Raw genomic sequence first — 13,752 nt, 5'->3', positions numbered from 1 at the left:
CGTTCTATAAAAAAATCCATTCGCTGTGGCGAATGGATTTTTTTATAGTGTAAATTTATGAGGCTCCGAAAGTCCCAATTATGGTTTTTCGATCAAAACGCTAACTGCATTCCCTCCGAAACCTACGGCATTAATCAATATTCTTTTAATCGATTTTGTCTGTTTTTGCTCTTCTCCGAAAGGCACTCCAATAAAAGTATCGTGCTGAAACATCAAAAGTGCCAACTCTAAACTCAATATACCGGACGCTCCAAAAGTATGTCCGATCTTCCATTTATTGGTAGTCAGCAAAGGCAGCTGAGATCCAAAAACTTTTTCAATAGCCCTCAACTCAGTTAAGTCGCCTTTGATCGTTCCGGGAGCATGCATCACAATTGCATCAACCGATTCAGGAGCTATATTCCTTAAAGCCATTTTCATTGATTTTTGAAAACAGGTTGCTTCTGCAGAAATAGAAATATTGTGTTCTAAAATCTCGGTTGCATAACCAACACCTGTTATGTATGCAATTGCATTCTCTTTCTCGCCGGTTTCCAGACAGCAAACTGCCGCACCCTCCCCTAAAATCATAGTATTTTGAGTTTTCTCAAAATCGAAAGCCAAGTTGGGCCATGCTTCTGTTTCCTGATCGATTCTCGAATATATTTTAAGTGCTCTCATTTGAGCAATCGTGAAATCAGTCAATGGGGCTTCGCTTCCTCCTACCAAAAATTTATCGGCCATACCTGATTTCAACCACGCCACACCATTCAACAAGGCATGAAGTGCAGTTGAACACGTTATAGAATGCGATATTTCCGGTCCAGTACTCTGCAGATCGTGAGCAATCCAGGAAGATATATTTCCTAAAGTTGTTGTTGGAGAAGCTAAAGTTTGTGCTTTTCCTGTATCGATGTATTCTTTATAATGTTTTTCGAATAAATCGGTTGCTCCTCGAGACGAACCAATGTTAATTCCGAAGATATCATCCGAACTCCATCCTGCCTGCTTAACCGCTTGCCGAGAAGCCGTCAAAGCAAACAAAACCGAATCATCCAGAAATTTGTACTTAGGATCGGACTCTCTTATTTCCGAGACAATTTGTTTAGACTCAGCATCCAGAGCGGCGACAGAAGTTTCCTGTTGGTCTAAAAACTGTTTCGAAAAACAATGTTGACGATCAAGATACTTTTCCCACACTGATTCCGTGGTATTTCCTAAAGGTGAAATAGAAGAAAAAGCTGTTATAGAGATTTTTTGTGTATTCAAAATATTTTATTTAATCGCAAAATTACACCATTTCAATGGCTTCTTCAATGGTTTTATATACTTTTTGAAGCTGCTCATCACTCATGATATACGGAGGTAAAATATAAACGATATTTCCGACAGGGCGCAAAACAACACCTTTATCAATGAAGAAATTATAGAGTTTCGTTCGCATTGAACCGTAATAACTCTCTTCTGAATCTGATTTGATTTCAACTGCAAAAATAACCCCCAATGTTCTCGCGGTAGTTACTTTTGAATGCTTTTCAATTTTCTTCTGAAAATCCAAATGACTCTTATGAATTCTTTCAATATTAGCCTGCATTTCATCTGTATGCAACAATTCAATACTAGCCAAAGCTGCAGCGCAACCCGTAGGATTTGCAGTAAAGGTATGTCCATGAAACAAAGCCTTATTGATATCGTCATCATAAAAAGCATCAAAAACCTCTTGTGTAAAAGTGGTGATTGCCATCGGAATTGTGCCTCCGGTTAGTGCTTTAGACAAACACATCATATCCGGAACTTCTGTCACATAATCCATTGCAAAGGTTTTTCCCGTCTTACCGAAACCTGTCATTACTTCATCGGCAATGGTAAGAACATTGTTCTCTTTGCAGATTTGAATCAGTTTTGCCAAAGCCTCCGGTTCATACATTACCATTCCGGCTGCACCCTGCACCAAAGGTTCAAAAATAAAACCGGCGCAACTATGATTTTGAATCACATTTCTCAAAGCATCAAAACTTTCCTGTTCCTGTCCTTTTACCGGAACCGGAATTCGGACTACATCAATAAACATTCCCTGAAAAGCTTGTGTATAAAAAGAGATTCCACTTGCTGCCATCGCCGCAAAAGTGTCTCCGTGAAAAGCATTTTCAAAAGCAATTATTGTGGTACGTTTTTCACCCTTATTGAAAAAAAACTGCAAAGCCACTTTTATAGCTACTTCAACCGCTGTTGAACCATTATCAGAAAAGAAAATCTTCTGCTGATTTTTAGGCAGAATCTCAATTAGTTTCTCCGCCACTTTGACTGCCGGTTCGTGCGTAAAACCGCCAAACAACACATGCTCTAATGTGGTTAATTGTTTGTAAATCGCATCGGCTATAAATCGGTTACTGTGTCCAAACGGATTCACCCACCATGAGGCAATAGCGTCAATATATTCCTTACCGTTCTCATCCCAAAGTAAAGCACCTTCACCTCTGGAAATTGCAATTGGCGCCTGTGCTGTTTTATGCTGTGTATAAGGATGCCAAAGATATTGGCTGTCTTTTTCTGTTAATGTCATCTTGTTTAGAATATGGATATTAGAGTATAGAAATTAGTCTAAACTCTACAATTTTGACAAAGATAAGAAAGTCTATTTTCTTTATTCTGTCTTGTTTTCTCTATAAATTAAGTAAGTTCTCTCTAAACTGATCGGCATATTCTCGAATTACATTTTGATCAAAATAAGGTTCTTCATCAATTCTTCCGATACATTTTATTCCGGTTTTATTCAGAATTAAACTTTCAGTCGATTGGTTTTCGCTTCCGCTGAAAATGATTCCTGCCACTTCAAAACCTCTGTTCTGAATCGCTTCTACGGTTAACAAGGTGTGATTGATACTCCCCAAATAATGTCTTGAAACCACAATTACTTTATAATCGGCCTGAATTAGATCGATAATGGAATCCTTTTCATTCAACGGAACAAAAATTCCCCCTGCACCTTCTACAACCAAATGATTATCAGTTCGAGGTTCCATAATCTTCTTCAAATCGATCGTAAGCCCATCTATTTCTGCTGCCAGATGCGGACTTGCCGGTGTATTTAACTCGTATGCATTTGGGAAAAATTGAGATTTCGAATTTGAAATTTGAGATTTTACCTTGTGTGTATCACTAAAATCCAAATCTCCGGCCTGAACGGGTTTCCAGTAATCGGCCTCTAAAGCTTCAACAACGATTGCCGAAGTAACGGTTTTACCAACATCTGTTGAAATTCCGGTTATAAATATTTTCATGCTTCTTTTGTTTGGCAAATACTCACAAAAAACAATTATGCTTTCTGGTATCGAATAATCTTTTCTCGATGAATACCTGCTTAATAATCGATGCAAAAATACCAATAAAAACAAACCCATCACGTATGATGGGGTCTATTTAACTTACTCTTCTTTTAATTCGTCTATCACTTTCTTTATTTCTTTAGCATATTTTCCGTAATAAAACCGAACCCACCATTCCAAAAACAATCCCATAGAAAGAATTGAAAAAAGAATAGCTGAAAAAACACCAATTATTTCTGTACTGCTAAAGTCAAACATAACAAAATTGGTGGTTTTGGAAGTCTGATCGTAGATTAAAACCGTTAAAAACACAATCATAAAAGGTGTCAAAGCAAATCCGAAAGTCTTATACAACTCCATATTCAAACGGATATCAAAATAAGTTTCATACAGATTGTCCTTTGTTTTTAAAGCGGTATTATGAAGTCGTTTATAGAAAAAATAAAGTTTTGTCAAATAATAAATACAAACCGCGGTAAACATAGCAAAAAGCAAAAAAAACGGAACGATGTACTTCTGTTCAAAATGAAAAATATACGGTGTAAATCCTATCAACACTATTGAAACTCCCTGCGCAATCAGCTCACTTTTTAAATTTTTTCTGATTCTGTCTAATGGCGTATTGGCCGATTGTATTTTTTCCAGATTATCCGGAAGAACAATATTATCCGATTTATCATTGTTCCATGCGTTTTGTATATCGTTAAAATCCATATCCCTGATTTTTAATTATTTCTTTTAATTTTTCTTTTGCTCTGTTTAATTTCACCCTGGCATTTCCTTCTGAGATTCCTAAGTTCTCTCCAATTTCCTTATGAGAAAACCCTTCCAGCTGATAAAAAATGATCGCTTTATCTATTTTTTCGAGTTTTTGAACAGCTTTATAAAAATGATCGATCTGACTTTCTTTGATGTGCGAATCTCCTTCATCATCCTTAATATTTTCGGAAGCGATTTCGTATTTGTCTACCTTTCGCTTTTCTTTTTTCAGAAAAACAATGGCTGTATTCACCGCTACACGATACATCCAGGTCGAAAACTGACTTTCATTTCTAAAAGAATCATACGATTTCCAAAGCTGGCAGATAATTTCCTGAAACAAATCCTGTTGATCGTCAGGATTATCCATGTACATCTTGGAAACCTTGTACAGTATTCCTTTATGACTTTCGATCCGATTTAAAAATTCCTGTTCTTTCTCTTTCAAAATAATCTTAATTCATTATTGGTTTTACCTTATACCGTCCTTTTCTTAATAAATTAAACACTGAATACTCACCTCCCAAATGTGCCGATCCTACTGCAAAAAAAACACTCTGATTTTTCATCAATTGCGGCATCTTCTTAACCCAATTGCCATTTCTATCGTCTAAGATAATCTTATTTGTTTTTTCACTCGACATTTTTTCATCAACTGTAACACCATACAATCCCTTTATATTTTCAGTCTTATAAAAGGCAACTGACTCAGATGTTAGCGAAGTATTTAACCCTTCCAACATATTAAGCAATTCATCATCTGTATAGGCATTCTCGAGTACTTTCACTTGGCTTTTTACCGTTTCCAAACCTCCGATGTCGATATTTCTTTTCTTAGCTTGCTCGATAAACTCCATTTCATAAAATTTAATATCATCACAGCCAAAACTTTTGACAGCAATCAGACTCATTACTGTAGCCAGACTCAAAGCGTCCACTTGTTTCACCGTCATTCCGGTCGCTTTTTCAAGAATTACACCCAATTTCGCAAGTTGTTGCGGACTCAATTTCTTACTTAACGGCTCTTTCCCCATAGCCATTTGCTGCATATCTGCCATTTCTTTTGGATCAGCCAAATCAATTTCTAAAACTAATTCAGTAGAAGCGTCAAATGCCTTCTTTGTTTTTTCAGATAGAAAATAGTCTTTTGAGCATATCGCATGAATTGTTCCGTATAAATAAGATGACTTTGACAGTCCATTTCCCGACACTTCCCATAAAAGCGAATTTTCAAGTTCTGGAGATTTGTTCTGTGCCTGTGTCGTTCCACTAAAAACTAATGCGATTACAGCAAGTGCTGATGTAACTAATTTTTTCATTTTGTTGATTGATTTAATGATTGATGATGTTTTGATTTAGTTTGATTGATGATTGAATAAGTACTATGATTTATTATATTTTTTTTCTTTGCCAGAAAGCCATTGAAGCAACGAAGAGACAAATCATAATTAGAAGTAGTTCTTTATTGGGTTTATCTAAAATAAATTGATTTACTAAAGCATATCCCAGCCCCGCCGAAGCAACAAAGACAAATACAAAATGGAGTACTTTTTCGGTAATTGGTGTTGAAGTTGTTTTCATAATTATTTTGGTTTATTTGATTACGACTCGTAAGTAATCAAACATTCAAAACGTTACAAAAAAATTAAAAGTTTTTTCTAAATGACCACAAACAAAGGGCTGACGGAAATATTTTTTTTCACGCAGAGATTCACAAAGAAAAAAGAGCCTCACAAAATAACTTTGCGAAGCTCTGTGATAACTTGGTGAATCTCTGTGAAACATATTATCCTAAAACACGAAGTTTCCCAGTAATTCTAAAACTTCGTTAATCTCTTTTTCTGAATTGTAACTATGAATGCAAAAGCGCAAACGTTCCTGACCTTCCGGAACAGTTGGAGAAAGTATCGGTTTTACATCGAATCCTTTACCCTGAAGTTGTTCTGCGAGGCGCTTTACATTTTCGTTTCCCGGAACAATAGCCGAGTGTATTGCCGACTTACTCCGAACAAACATTGGCTTTAGCCCTAATAGGTTTTTGTGCTGATTGAAAAACACAATATTACTGCGTAACTTTTCAATGGTTGCTTTCTCTGCTTCCAATTGTTTGTAGGCTACAAAAATTGTCGCAACAGAATGAGGTGATAAACCTGTAGTATAAATGAAGCTTCTGGCAAAATTTACGAGATATTCTTTAAGAGCTGTACTTCCTAGAACTGTTGCTCCATGACATCCTAAGCCCTTACCGAAAGTCATAATTCGGGCAAAAATTCTATGATGCAATTTCAAATATTGCATCAAACCTTCCCCTTTTTCTCCAAATACACCTAAAGTATGCGCTTCATCAACTACCAGATAACAATTGTACTTCTCAGACAAGACTACTAATTCTTCTAAATTAGGACTATCCCCATCCATAGAAAAAACCGTTTCAGTAACAATATAAACCGTAGTATCCGGAAATTTTTGAATAAGACGTTCTAAATCTTCAAAATCATTGTGATTGAATTTATATGATTTTGCATTAGACATTGTAATGCCATCCCGAATAGAAGCATGACTTAACTCATCATACAATATAACATCATTTCTTTGCGGTACAGCGCTAAAAAAACCAACATTGGCATCGTAACCCGAATTAAAGATTAACGCCGATTCAGCGTCATGAAATTCCGCAATAAACGTTTCTGTAATTTGATATAAAGAGTGATTTCCTGAGATCAATCGTGATCCGGTTGCGCCGTTTTGAAAAATTTCGTTTTCCAGCAAATAAGTATGAGTTAACTTAAAAATAGATTCTGATTTTGAAAAGCCTATATAATCATTTGATGAAAAATCTATTCGGTTACTAAAAACCGGTAATTTTCTAAGCGAATTATTTTGCTTTCGTATCTCTAATTTCTGATTCAGGTTCTCCGGTAATTTCATAAAAGCAAAGTTATAAAATTGATTGTAAAATAAGCTATTGCTTTGCTTTCACAACCCCAATTGGAGATAAATCGTTTAAATACTCTTTGAATACCATATCTTCCTGTAGTCAAAAAGAAAAATTAGAGCATAAAAAAAAGACTTCAATTACTTGAAGTCTTTTTCTATTTATTCCGAAACTGCTTTAGTCAACTAAAACAATTACTTTATTATCTTTCATTTCAACAGTACCTGATGCAATCTCTAATGTATAAGTTTGCTCGTTTACTTTTGTGAATTTACTCGCTACATCTTTAGAAAAATTAAACTTTGCAGAAGCAATTTTAACAGTTCCTTTTTCCAAAATAGAGACGATAGGAGCGTGATTATTCAATATTTGGAAACTTCCATCAACCCCAGGCAACGTTACTGATGTTACTTCTCCTGAAAATAATTTTGCTTCTGGTGATACTATATCTAAAATCATTTTTTTTTAGTTTACAGTCTCAGTTTACAGTCTCAGTACTGATTACTGCGACAGAATACTGAAAACTAGATTAAGCTTCAGCTAACATTTTTTCTCCAGCTTCGATAGCATCCTGAATAGAACCTTTCAAGTTGAAAGCTGCTTCTGGAAGATGATCTAACTCACCGTCGATAATCATGTTGAATCCTTTGATAGTATCTTTAATATCAACCAATACTCCAGGAATACCTGTAAATTGCTCCGCTACGTGGAATGGCTGAGATAAGAAACGCTGAACACGACGTGCTCTTGATACTGATAATTTATCTTCTTCAGACAATTCTTCCATACCTAAGATCGCGATGATATCTTGCAATTGTTTGTATTTTTGAAGAATTTCTTTTACTCTTTGTGCACAGTCATAATGCTCATTTCCTAAGATTTGAGGAGTCAAAATTCTTGAAGTAGAATCTAACGGGTCAACCGCAGGATAAATACCTAACTCAGCAATTTTACGAGACAATACAGTTGTAGCATCTAAGTGAGCAAACGTTGTTGCCGGTGCCGGGTCAGTTAAGTCATCCGCAGGAACGTAAACCGCCTGTACAGATGTAATAGATCCTTTGTTTGTAGAAGTAATACGTTCTTGCATAGCTCCCATCTCTGTTGCCAAAGTTGGTTGGTATCCTACTGCAGAAGGCATACGTCCTAAAAGTGCTGATACCTCAGAACCTGCTTGTGTAAAACGGAAGATGTTATCAACGAAAAACAATACGTCTTTACCTTGATCAGTTCCTGCTCCATCACGGAAATACTCAGCGATAGATAATCCTGAAAGTGCTACACGTGCACGAGCTCCAGGTGGCTCATTCATTTGTCCGAAAACGAAAGTAGCTTTAGACTCTCTCATTCCTGGCATATCTACTTTAGATAAATCCCATCCTCCATTTTCCATAGAGTGCATGAAATCATCACCGTATTTAATAATTCCTGACTCTAACATCTCACGAAGTAAGTCATTTCCTTCACGTGTTCTTTCTCCTACTCCTGCGAATACTGAAAGTCCACCATGACCTTTTGCGATATTGTTGATCAACTCCTGGATCAATACTGTTTTACCAACACCTGCACCACCAAACAATCCAATTTTACCTCCTTTTGCGTAAGGCTCGATCAAATCGATTACTTTAATACCTGTGAATAAAACTTCTGATGAAGTTGACAAATCTTCGAATTTAGGAGCTGGTCTGTGAATCGACAAACCGTTTTCTCCAGTTTTTGGCAATTCGCCTAAACCATCAATTGCGTCTCCAATTACATTGAATAAACGTCCATATACGTCTGGACCGATTGGCATTTGGATTGGATTTCCAGTTCCAACTACTTCATATCCTCTTGACAAACCGTCTGTAGAGTCCATAGAGATTGTACGAACAGTGTTTTCACCAATGTGAGATTGTACTTCAAGAACTAATAATGTTCCATCTTTTTTTGTGATTTCTAATGAATCATAAATTTTTGGAAGTTCAACATCTTTACCGTTGAAAACTACGTCAACTACTGGTCCAATGATTTGAGCAACTTTTCCTATTACTTTTGACATTACTTATGTATTTATTAAATAGCTATTTAGGTTTATCGAAAATACCTCTTTTTTCAGAGCGCAAAGATAAATTTTTAAAATATAAAATCAATATTTTTTTTATAAAAAATACTACGATTTTGTTTGATTCTTAAAAGTCAGCCCTCAAATACCGAAAACAGCATTTTTTAACTGCATAAAAAAAGCCACTGCGTTCTGAAAGCAAGTGGCTGTTTTATGAAAAAATTAAATTTAATTTATAACTTTAGGATAAAGTGTCTGGTAATTCCCGACATCTACTCCTTTTAGATTTGAACCGTATTTTGCATTAATTGACTCTATAAATTTATTAGCAATAAATGCATAACCTCTGGCTGAAGGATGAACACCATCCAGAGAAAACACTCCTCCGAAAACAAATGCGCTTGTCAAAGTATAGCCATTTACAGAGATCCCGTTTGCAGTAGACAACTGTTTCATCAATCCGTCTGCATCTACTAATGCCAGACCGTTTGCCTCCTGAGCTGCTTTAATGGTTAAATTATAGGCCGCAGTAGCATTTTTGATCTCCGTTATCTCTGCCGGAATTAATACATACTTATCTTGTAACGGATACGTAATCCCAAATTTATCCAACGGAGCAGGAGGCACCATTCCGATTCCTGAGTTTGCTGCTGTAGGTGCCGTTCCAATAGCTGCTCTTGTACTCAAAAGCACCAAATCGGTAGCTTTAGCCTGACGCGCTTGTCCAAAAACAGTACCATAAAATGCCGCAGTCTGTGCTCCCACCGATGGCGTAAGCACTGCAGTAAGCTGAGTCGATAAGTTGGCAAGCGTTTCGTCTTTTATCAACAAAGGATTTGCTGCAGTTAGCGATAGTAAATCAATTCTATCCGTAACTCCAAGAAAATTTAAGGCGCTTTTCAACGGACCGTATAATTGTGTATTAAGTGCATTGATCGTTGCCGTTCCAACAGCCGTACTTCCACCACCTAAAACAGAAATCGTTAAAGGATTGTAAGGAACTGTTGTAAAGTGCGGCAAGGTACTGATGTCCGGCAAATTGGCCACAACACCTTTTCTTCCATTCTTAGACAATTCTGTTGCCAGGTTTTTATAAACAGCATCAAAAGTAGCCGGGGCTGTAATCGGATTTGATCCGTCTCCTCCGGATGTAGCGTAACCTAAAACGTCGTTACCCCCAATCCACAAAGAGAAAAAAGTAGGATTCTGTGCCAAAGCATCACCTAAAACCGTTGCTGAAGGCGAAGAAGCAATCCTGCCAAAATAAGGATTAGCACTTGCATAACCAGCTAGCGCCAAATGTGTTGCTTTTGCTCCAGGAATTCCCAAATTACTGAAAGCTCCCGTTAAACGTGCGCTAATATCGGTACCCGAAACACCACTAACAGGAACCGGAGTACTTGTTGATACATCTAAATACAACCTAACTCCTAAACTAGGTACCTGAACACCACCGGAGGAAAACCCTCCAATATTATCGGCCATAAAAGGAGTCGTAAAAGTACCGCCACCTATCAATGCAAATTGCTGTGCCAAAATATTAGGGTATGCATTTGCCTGACCAGCCTTAAACAAAGCATTGTCTGAAAAACCTGCCGCAAAAGAATCTCCCAACGCAACATATTTTGAAAAATTCGCCTGTCCCGAAGTTAACGGCTGTCCATCAGACGAATCTGAGACCGTTACCGCATCATCACTATTACAAGCCATAAAGGTTACTGAAACCAAAAACAGCCATTTTAAATTTTTTACCATGATCTACTATATTTTATAATTATCCTTTTCTGAATATTGTATCCGGAAAAGCGAATAAAAGGTTTGTTTCGTCTATTATCCCAAATTACGGATTGATCGTCCAGGAAACAAAATATTGCTGACCGATATATCCTGCACCAAGTACCTGAGCATATTCTTTTCCTCCAATATTGGAAGCTCCTAATTTGAAAAGTGATTTTAATTTCGGAAGTCCGTAATTAATCTGCGCATCAATTACAGTTGCCGCCTTAATTACACCATCTGCAAAAGTTGATTCCCATTTGTATTCATTATTCCATCTTCCGCTCACATTGAATCCGAAGTTCTCAAACAACTTGTCATTTCCAAGAGACACTTTAACTCTGTGTTTTGGCGTATTAAACCCGGCTTCAAAACTTGGATCTTTGGCCTGATCGAAATCAAACTGAGCATAATTATAATTTACTCCCAATTCAAAATTAGCAATCACTTTTTTAGAAAGACCAACTCCAAATCCGAACGATTTGATTTCAACATCTGTATTGGTATACAACTGGTACGCTCTGATGTTTCCATTCTGAAGCGCATGAAGCGTCTGGAATCCAGGATCTGTAGGTCCTAATAAAGGGTTTGGAGCATCTTGCGCTGTACCATAAAAAGGAGCCGCAACGTTCAAATTCCCAATAAAATGATTGTAAACATTATAATAAGCATTAAGATCGACTGAAACATCATTGATAAAAGAACGATATCCTAACTCAAATGCCTTAACTTCTTCCGGTCTCACATAATTTATATTTGTTTTTCTTAAAAGAGCAGCAGCAGCCACGGGATTAGTTCCTGCCAAAGCAGCAAAAGCAGCTACAGAACTGGCAGTATACGAATTATTATAAGCATTGACCCCGGTCATTACAACGGTAGAACCTCCGGCAAAAGCCTGACCTGCAGTTGTTGAAACAGGTAATGTCTCTGTATAACGCAATAAGTTGTCCGGAGCAGAACCAATCAACACTGCATTACCAATATTAAAACCTATATATTGATCCTGTGTAGACGGGTTTCTAAAACCGGTTTGGAATGAAGCTCTGAAATTATGATTCTTTTTCTCCCCTCCGGAATAGACAAAAGATACTCTTGGTGAAAAATTACCATCGAAATTTTTAGATTTATCGTAACGAATAGAACCTGTAAATTTCAATCTTTCATCCAAAAACTTTTTCATTACTTGTGTGTAAGCACCATACTCTGTATAATTAATCCCACCGTTACCATCGGTATAAATTCTTCCATGAGAATTTAATTCGTACAATCTGAATGATCCACCCACCTGAATCTCAGCAAACTTTATCAAATCTTTAAAGTTGTAATTTGCATCTGAATGGTAAATTTTCGAATTGTCTACCAATTTTGAACCTGTAAGTACACTTTCGTCATCAATTACCTGATTGAATGCATTTTTAAATGCGGCTGTACCTGGCAAGAAACGACCAGTATCTGCTGTGGTTCTTCCTGCTACATGAGCCTGTTCCGGAGTGGCTCCTCCTAAAGTAGCCTGAACGTATGCCCCTGCATACTGACCAAACCAGGTTTTATCATCTTTCCATTTTCTATTTATATTAATTCCGGTAAAACCCATATCATAAGAATGCCCTCCATCTTCCGATGTAGTATACCCTCTTACGAAAAAATTCCTCCCTTTAAATTCAATTTTATGTTGTTGCATAAAAAAATCATTTAAGTAGTATCTATTAGCTCCTTGATAAACCGCGTTACCGGTACCAAATTTACTTTGCCAGATGATTTCCAATCTATCATCTCCAAAAGGCCTTCCGTGTAATGAAAAATCAATTTTGGTATTTCCAGCTTTGTTGTTCGTAAGATCTACTTCATTATAACCCGTTCTGCTGACATTTTTACTAGGCAATAAATTTACAGCTGAAGCAGGAATAATTCCTAAGGCAGCTAATGACTGTCCAACACCTTTTAAGTTAGTCGAAACTTCATCACCATACACGTTAATTCCATCATAATTGATATTACTTCTATCGATTCCGGGAATTGTTTTGTCATTATAATTTGTAGCATACCAATCGGTAGCCTCCATATAAGTAAAATTTGCTTTGGCCGCAAAATATTTATTAAACGCATGTGCAAATCGCATTCCAAAATCGTAGTAATTATTGGTACCGGCAGCTTCCTGCGAAGTCATTCCGTATTTAAAATAAGCTGATGCTCCCTGATACGTAAACGGGCTTTTACTGTTCATGAACATAATTCCATTAAAAGCATTGGCTCCATATAATGCAGAAGATGCACCTGGCAACAACTCCACACTCTGAACATCTATCTCTGAAACACCAATCAAATTCCCCAATACAAAGTTTAAAAGCGGAGAGGAGTTGTCCATACCATCAACCAACTGCATAAAACGCGTATTGGCTACCGTTGCAAAACCCCTAGTATTGATTGATTTAAAAGACATACTACTGGTATTCATCTGTACCTCTTTTAAATTTTCCAGTCCATCGTAAAAAGAAGGAGAAGCAGTTTTCTTGATATCCTGAATTCCCATTCTTTCAATAGTTACCGGAGACTCAAGTACTCTCTCAGGAGTTCTCGAAGCCGAAACCACAATTTCATTTAATTTGGTTTCCTCATCTTTTAAAATTACATTAATCTTTTGATTTACTGATGTAACATTAATTGTTTTGGACTCGAAACCTACAGCCGAAACCTTAATTGTAAAAGGCAGCTTTGCCGAAGTATTTAACTTAAATGTACCATCGAAATCGGTAGAAGCACCGTTTGAACTTCCAACTACGACAACATTGGCTCCCGGAATAGCTTGTTTACTGCCATCAGTCACAGAACCGGTAATTGAATTCTGCGCAAAAGATATTCCGCTGAAAAACAACATAATTAATAAATAGACTCTCATTTGGTTAGATTTTGTTTAGTTTATACTACCAAAATAC

Annotated in this window: 12 protein-coding genes; all 12 read right to left on the bottom strand. The window is 36.8% G+C overall.

The window, feature by feature from the left end; all coding sequences use genetic code 11:
• Positions 1 to 78: 78 nt before the first annotated feature.
• Positions 79 to 1,248 (bottom strand): beta-ketoacyl synthase N-terminal-like domain-containing protein, encoded by a 1,170-nt coding sequence (locus JO950_RS00060; protein WP_202700455.1) that lies wholly within the window; start codon positions 1,246 to 1,248, stop codon positions 79 to 81.
• 22 nt (positions 1,249 to 1,270) lie between these two features.
• The gene (gene bioA, locus JO950_RS00055) at positions 1,271 to 2,542 is read right to left on the bottom strand and encodes an adenosylmethionine--8-amino-7-oxononanoate transaminase (protein ID WP_202700454.1); all 1,272 of its coding nucleotides are present in this window, start codon (positions 2,540 to 2,542) and stop codon (positions 1,271 to 1,273) included.
• Between the two features lie 100 nt (positions 2,543 to 2,642).
• Entirely contained in the window at positions 2,643 to 3,260 is a 618-nt protein-coding gene (gene bioD / locus JO950_RS00050; RefSeq protein WP_202700453.1) for a dethiobiotin synthase, read from the bottom strand.
• A gap of 144 nt (positions 3,261 to 3,404) precedes the next feature.
• The gene (locus JO950_RS00045; protein WP_202700452.1) at positions 3,405 to 4,019 is read right to left on the bottom strand and encodes a hypothetical protein; all 615 of its coding nucleotides are present in this window, start codon (positions 4,017 to 4,019) and stop codon (positions 3,405 to 3,407) included.
• A complete protein-coding gene (locus tag JO950_RS00040; RefSeq protein WP_202700451.1) occupies positions 4,009 to 4,512 on the bottom strand; it encodes an RNA polymerase sigma factor in 504 nt (167 codons plus the stop codon). Before JO950_RS00040 ends, JO950_RS00045 begins: the two co-directional genes overlap by 11 nt.
• A 7-nt stretch (positions 4,513 to 4,519) precedes the next feature.
• The gene (locus JO950_RS00035; RefSeq protein WP_202700450.1) at positions 4,520 to 5,383 is read right to left on the bottom strand and encodes a TraB/GumN family protein; all 864 of its coding nucleotides are present in this window, start codon (positions 5,381 to 5,383) and stop codon (positions 4,520 to 4,522) included.
• 73 nt (positions 5,384 to 5,456) lie between these two features.
• Positions 5,457 to 5,645, bottom strand: coding sequence for a hypothetical protein (locus JO950_RS00030; protein WP_202700449.1), 189 nt, complete (start codon positions 5,643 to 5,645; stop codon positions 5,457 to 5,459).
• A 210-nt stretch (positions 5,646 to 5,855) separates the two neighbouring features.
• Positions 5,856 to 6,992, bottom strand: a complete 1,137-nt coding sequence (locus tag JO950_RS00025) for a pyridoxal phosphate-dependent aminotransferase family protein (RefSeq protein ID WP_202700448.1) — start codon at positions 6,990 to 6,992, stop codon at positions 5,856 to 5,858.
• Positions 6,993 to 7,176: 184 nt separating this feature from the next.
• The gene (locus JO950_RS00020; RefSeq protein WP_017495936.1) at positions 7,177 to 7,458 is read right to left on the bottom strand and encodes a F0F1 ATP synthase subunit epsilon; all 282 of its coding nucleotides are present in this window, start codon (positions 7,456 to 7,458) and stop codon (positions 7,177 to 7,179) included.
• Positions 7,459 to 7,528: 70 nt separating this feature from the next.
• On the bottom strand, positions 7,529 to 9,040 hold the full coding sequence (atpD, locus tag JO950_RS00015) for a F0F1 ATP synthase subunit beta (protein WP_202700447.1): 1,512 nt from the start codon (positions 9,038 to 9,040) through the stop codon (positions 7,529 to 7,531).
• Positions 9,041 to 9,271: 231 nt separating this feature from the next.
• Positions 9,272 to 10,798, bottom strand: coding sequence for an SGNH/GDSL hydrolase family protein (locus tag JO950_RS00010; RefSeq protein WP_202700446.1), 1,527 nt, complete (start codon positions 10,796 to 10,798; stop codon positions 9,272 to 9,274).
• A gap of 85 nt (positions 10,799 to 10,883) precedes the next feature.
• Positions 10,884 to 13,715: a TonB-dependent receptor domain-containing protein gene (locus JO950_RS00005; protein WP_202700445.1), complete on the bottom strand. Its 2,832-nt coding sequence runs from the start codon at positions 13,713 to 13,715 to the stop codon at positions 10,884 to 10,886.
• Positions 13,716 to 13,752: the final 37 nt, after the last annotated feature.

This window comes from Flavobacterium sp. UGB4466 (assembly GCF_903469665.1).
GTDB classification, from domain to species: Bacteria; Bacteroidota; Bacteroidia; order Flavobacteriales; family Flavobacteriaceae; genus Flavobacterium; species Flavobacterium lipolyticum.
This window is presented reverse-complemented; position numbering and strand designations above follow the sequence as displayed.

What these genes read in the sequence shown, in the direction of transcription:
- bioA (WP_202700454.1), bottom strand. Translation starts at nt 2,542, where the DNA reads ATGACATTAACAGAAAAAGACAGCCAATATCTTTGGCATCCTTATACA.
- bioD (WP_202700453.1), bottom strand. Translation starts at nt 3,260, where the DNA reads ATGAAAATATTTATAACCGGAATTTCAACAGATGTTGGTAAAACCGTT.
- JO950_RS00045 (WP_202700452.1), bottom strand. Translation starts at nt 4,019, where the DNA reads ATGGATTTTAACGATATACAAAACGCATGGAACAATGATAAATCGGAT.
- JO950_RS00035 (WP_202700450.1), bottom strand. Translation starts at nt 5,383, where the DNA reads ATGAAAAAATTAGTTACATCAGCACTTGCTGTAATCGCATTAGTTTTT.
- JO950_RS00030 (WP_202700449.1), bottom strand. Translation starts at nt 5,645, where the DNA reads ATGAAAACAACTTCAACACCAATTACCGAAAAAGTACTCCATTTTGTA.
- JO950_RS00025 (WP_202700448.1), bottom strand. Translation starts at nt 6,992, where the DNA reads ATGAAATTACCGGAGAACCTGAATCAGAAATTAGAGATACGAAAGCAA.
- JO950_RS00020 (WP_017495936.1), bottom strand. Translation starts at nt 7,458, where the DNA reads ATGATTTTAGATATAGTATCACCAGAAGCAAAATTATTTTCAGGAGAA.
- atpD (WP_202700447.1), bottom strand. Translation starts at nt 9,040, where the DNA reads ATGTCAAAAGTAATAGGAAAAGTTGCTCAAATCATTGGACCAGTAGTT.
- JO950_RS00010 (WP_202700446.1), bottom strand. Translation starts at nt 10,798, where the DNA reads ATGGTAAAAAATTTAAAATGGCTGTTTTTGGTTTCAGTAACCTTTATG.
- JO950_RS00005 (WP_202700445.1), bottom strand. Translation starts at nt 13,715, where the DNA reads ATGAGAGTCTATTTATTAATTATGTTGTTTTTCAGCGGAATATCTTTT.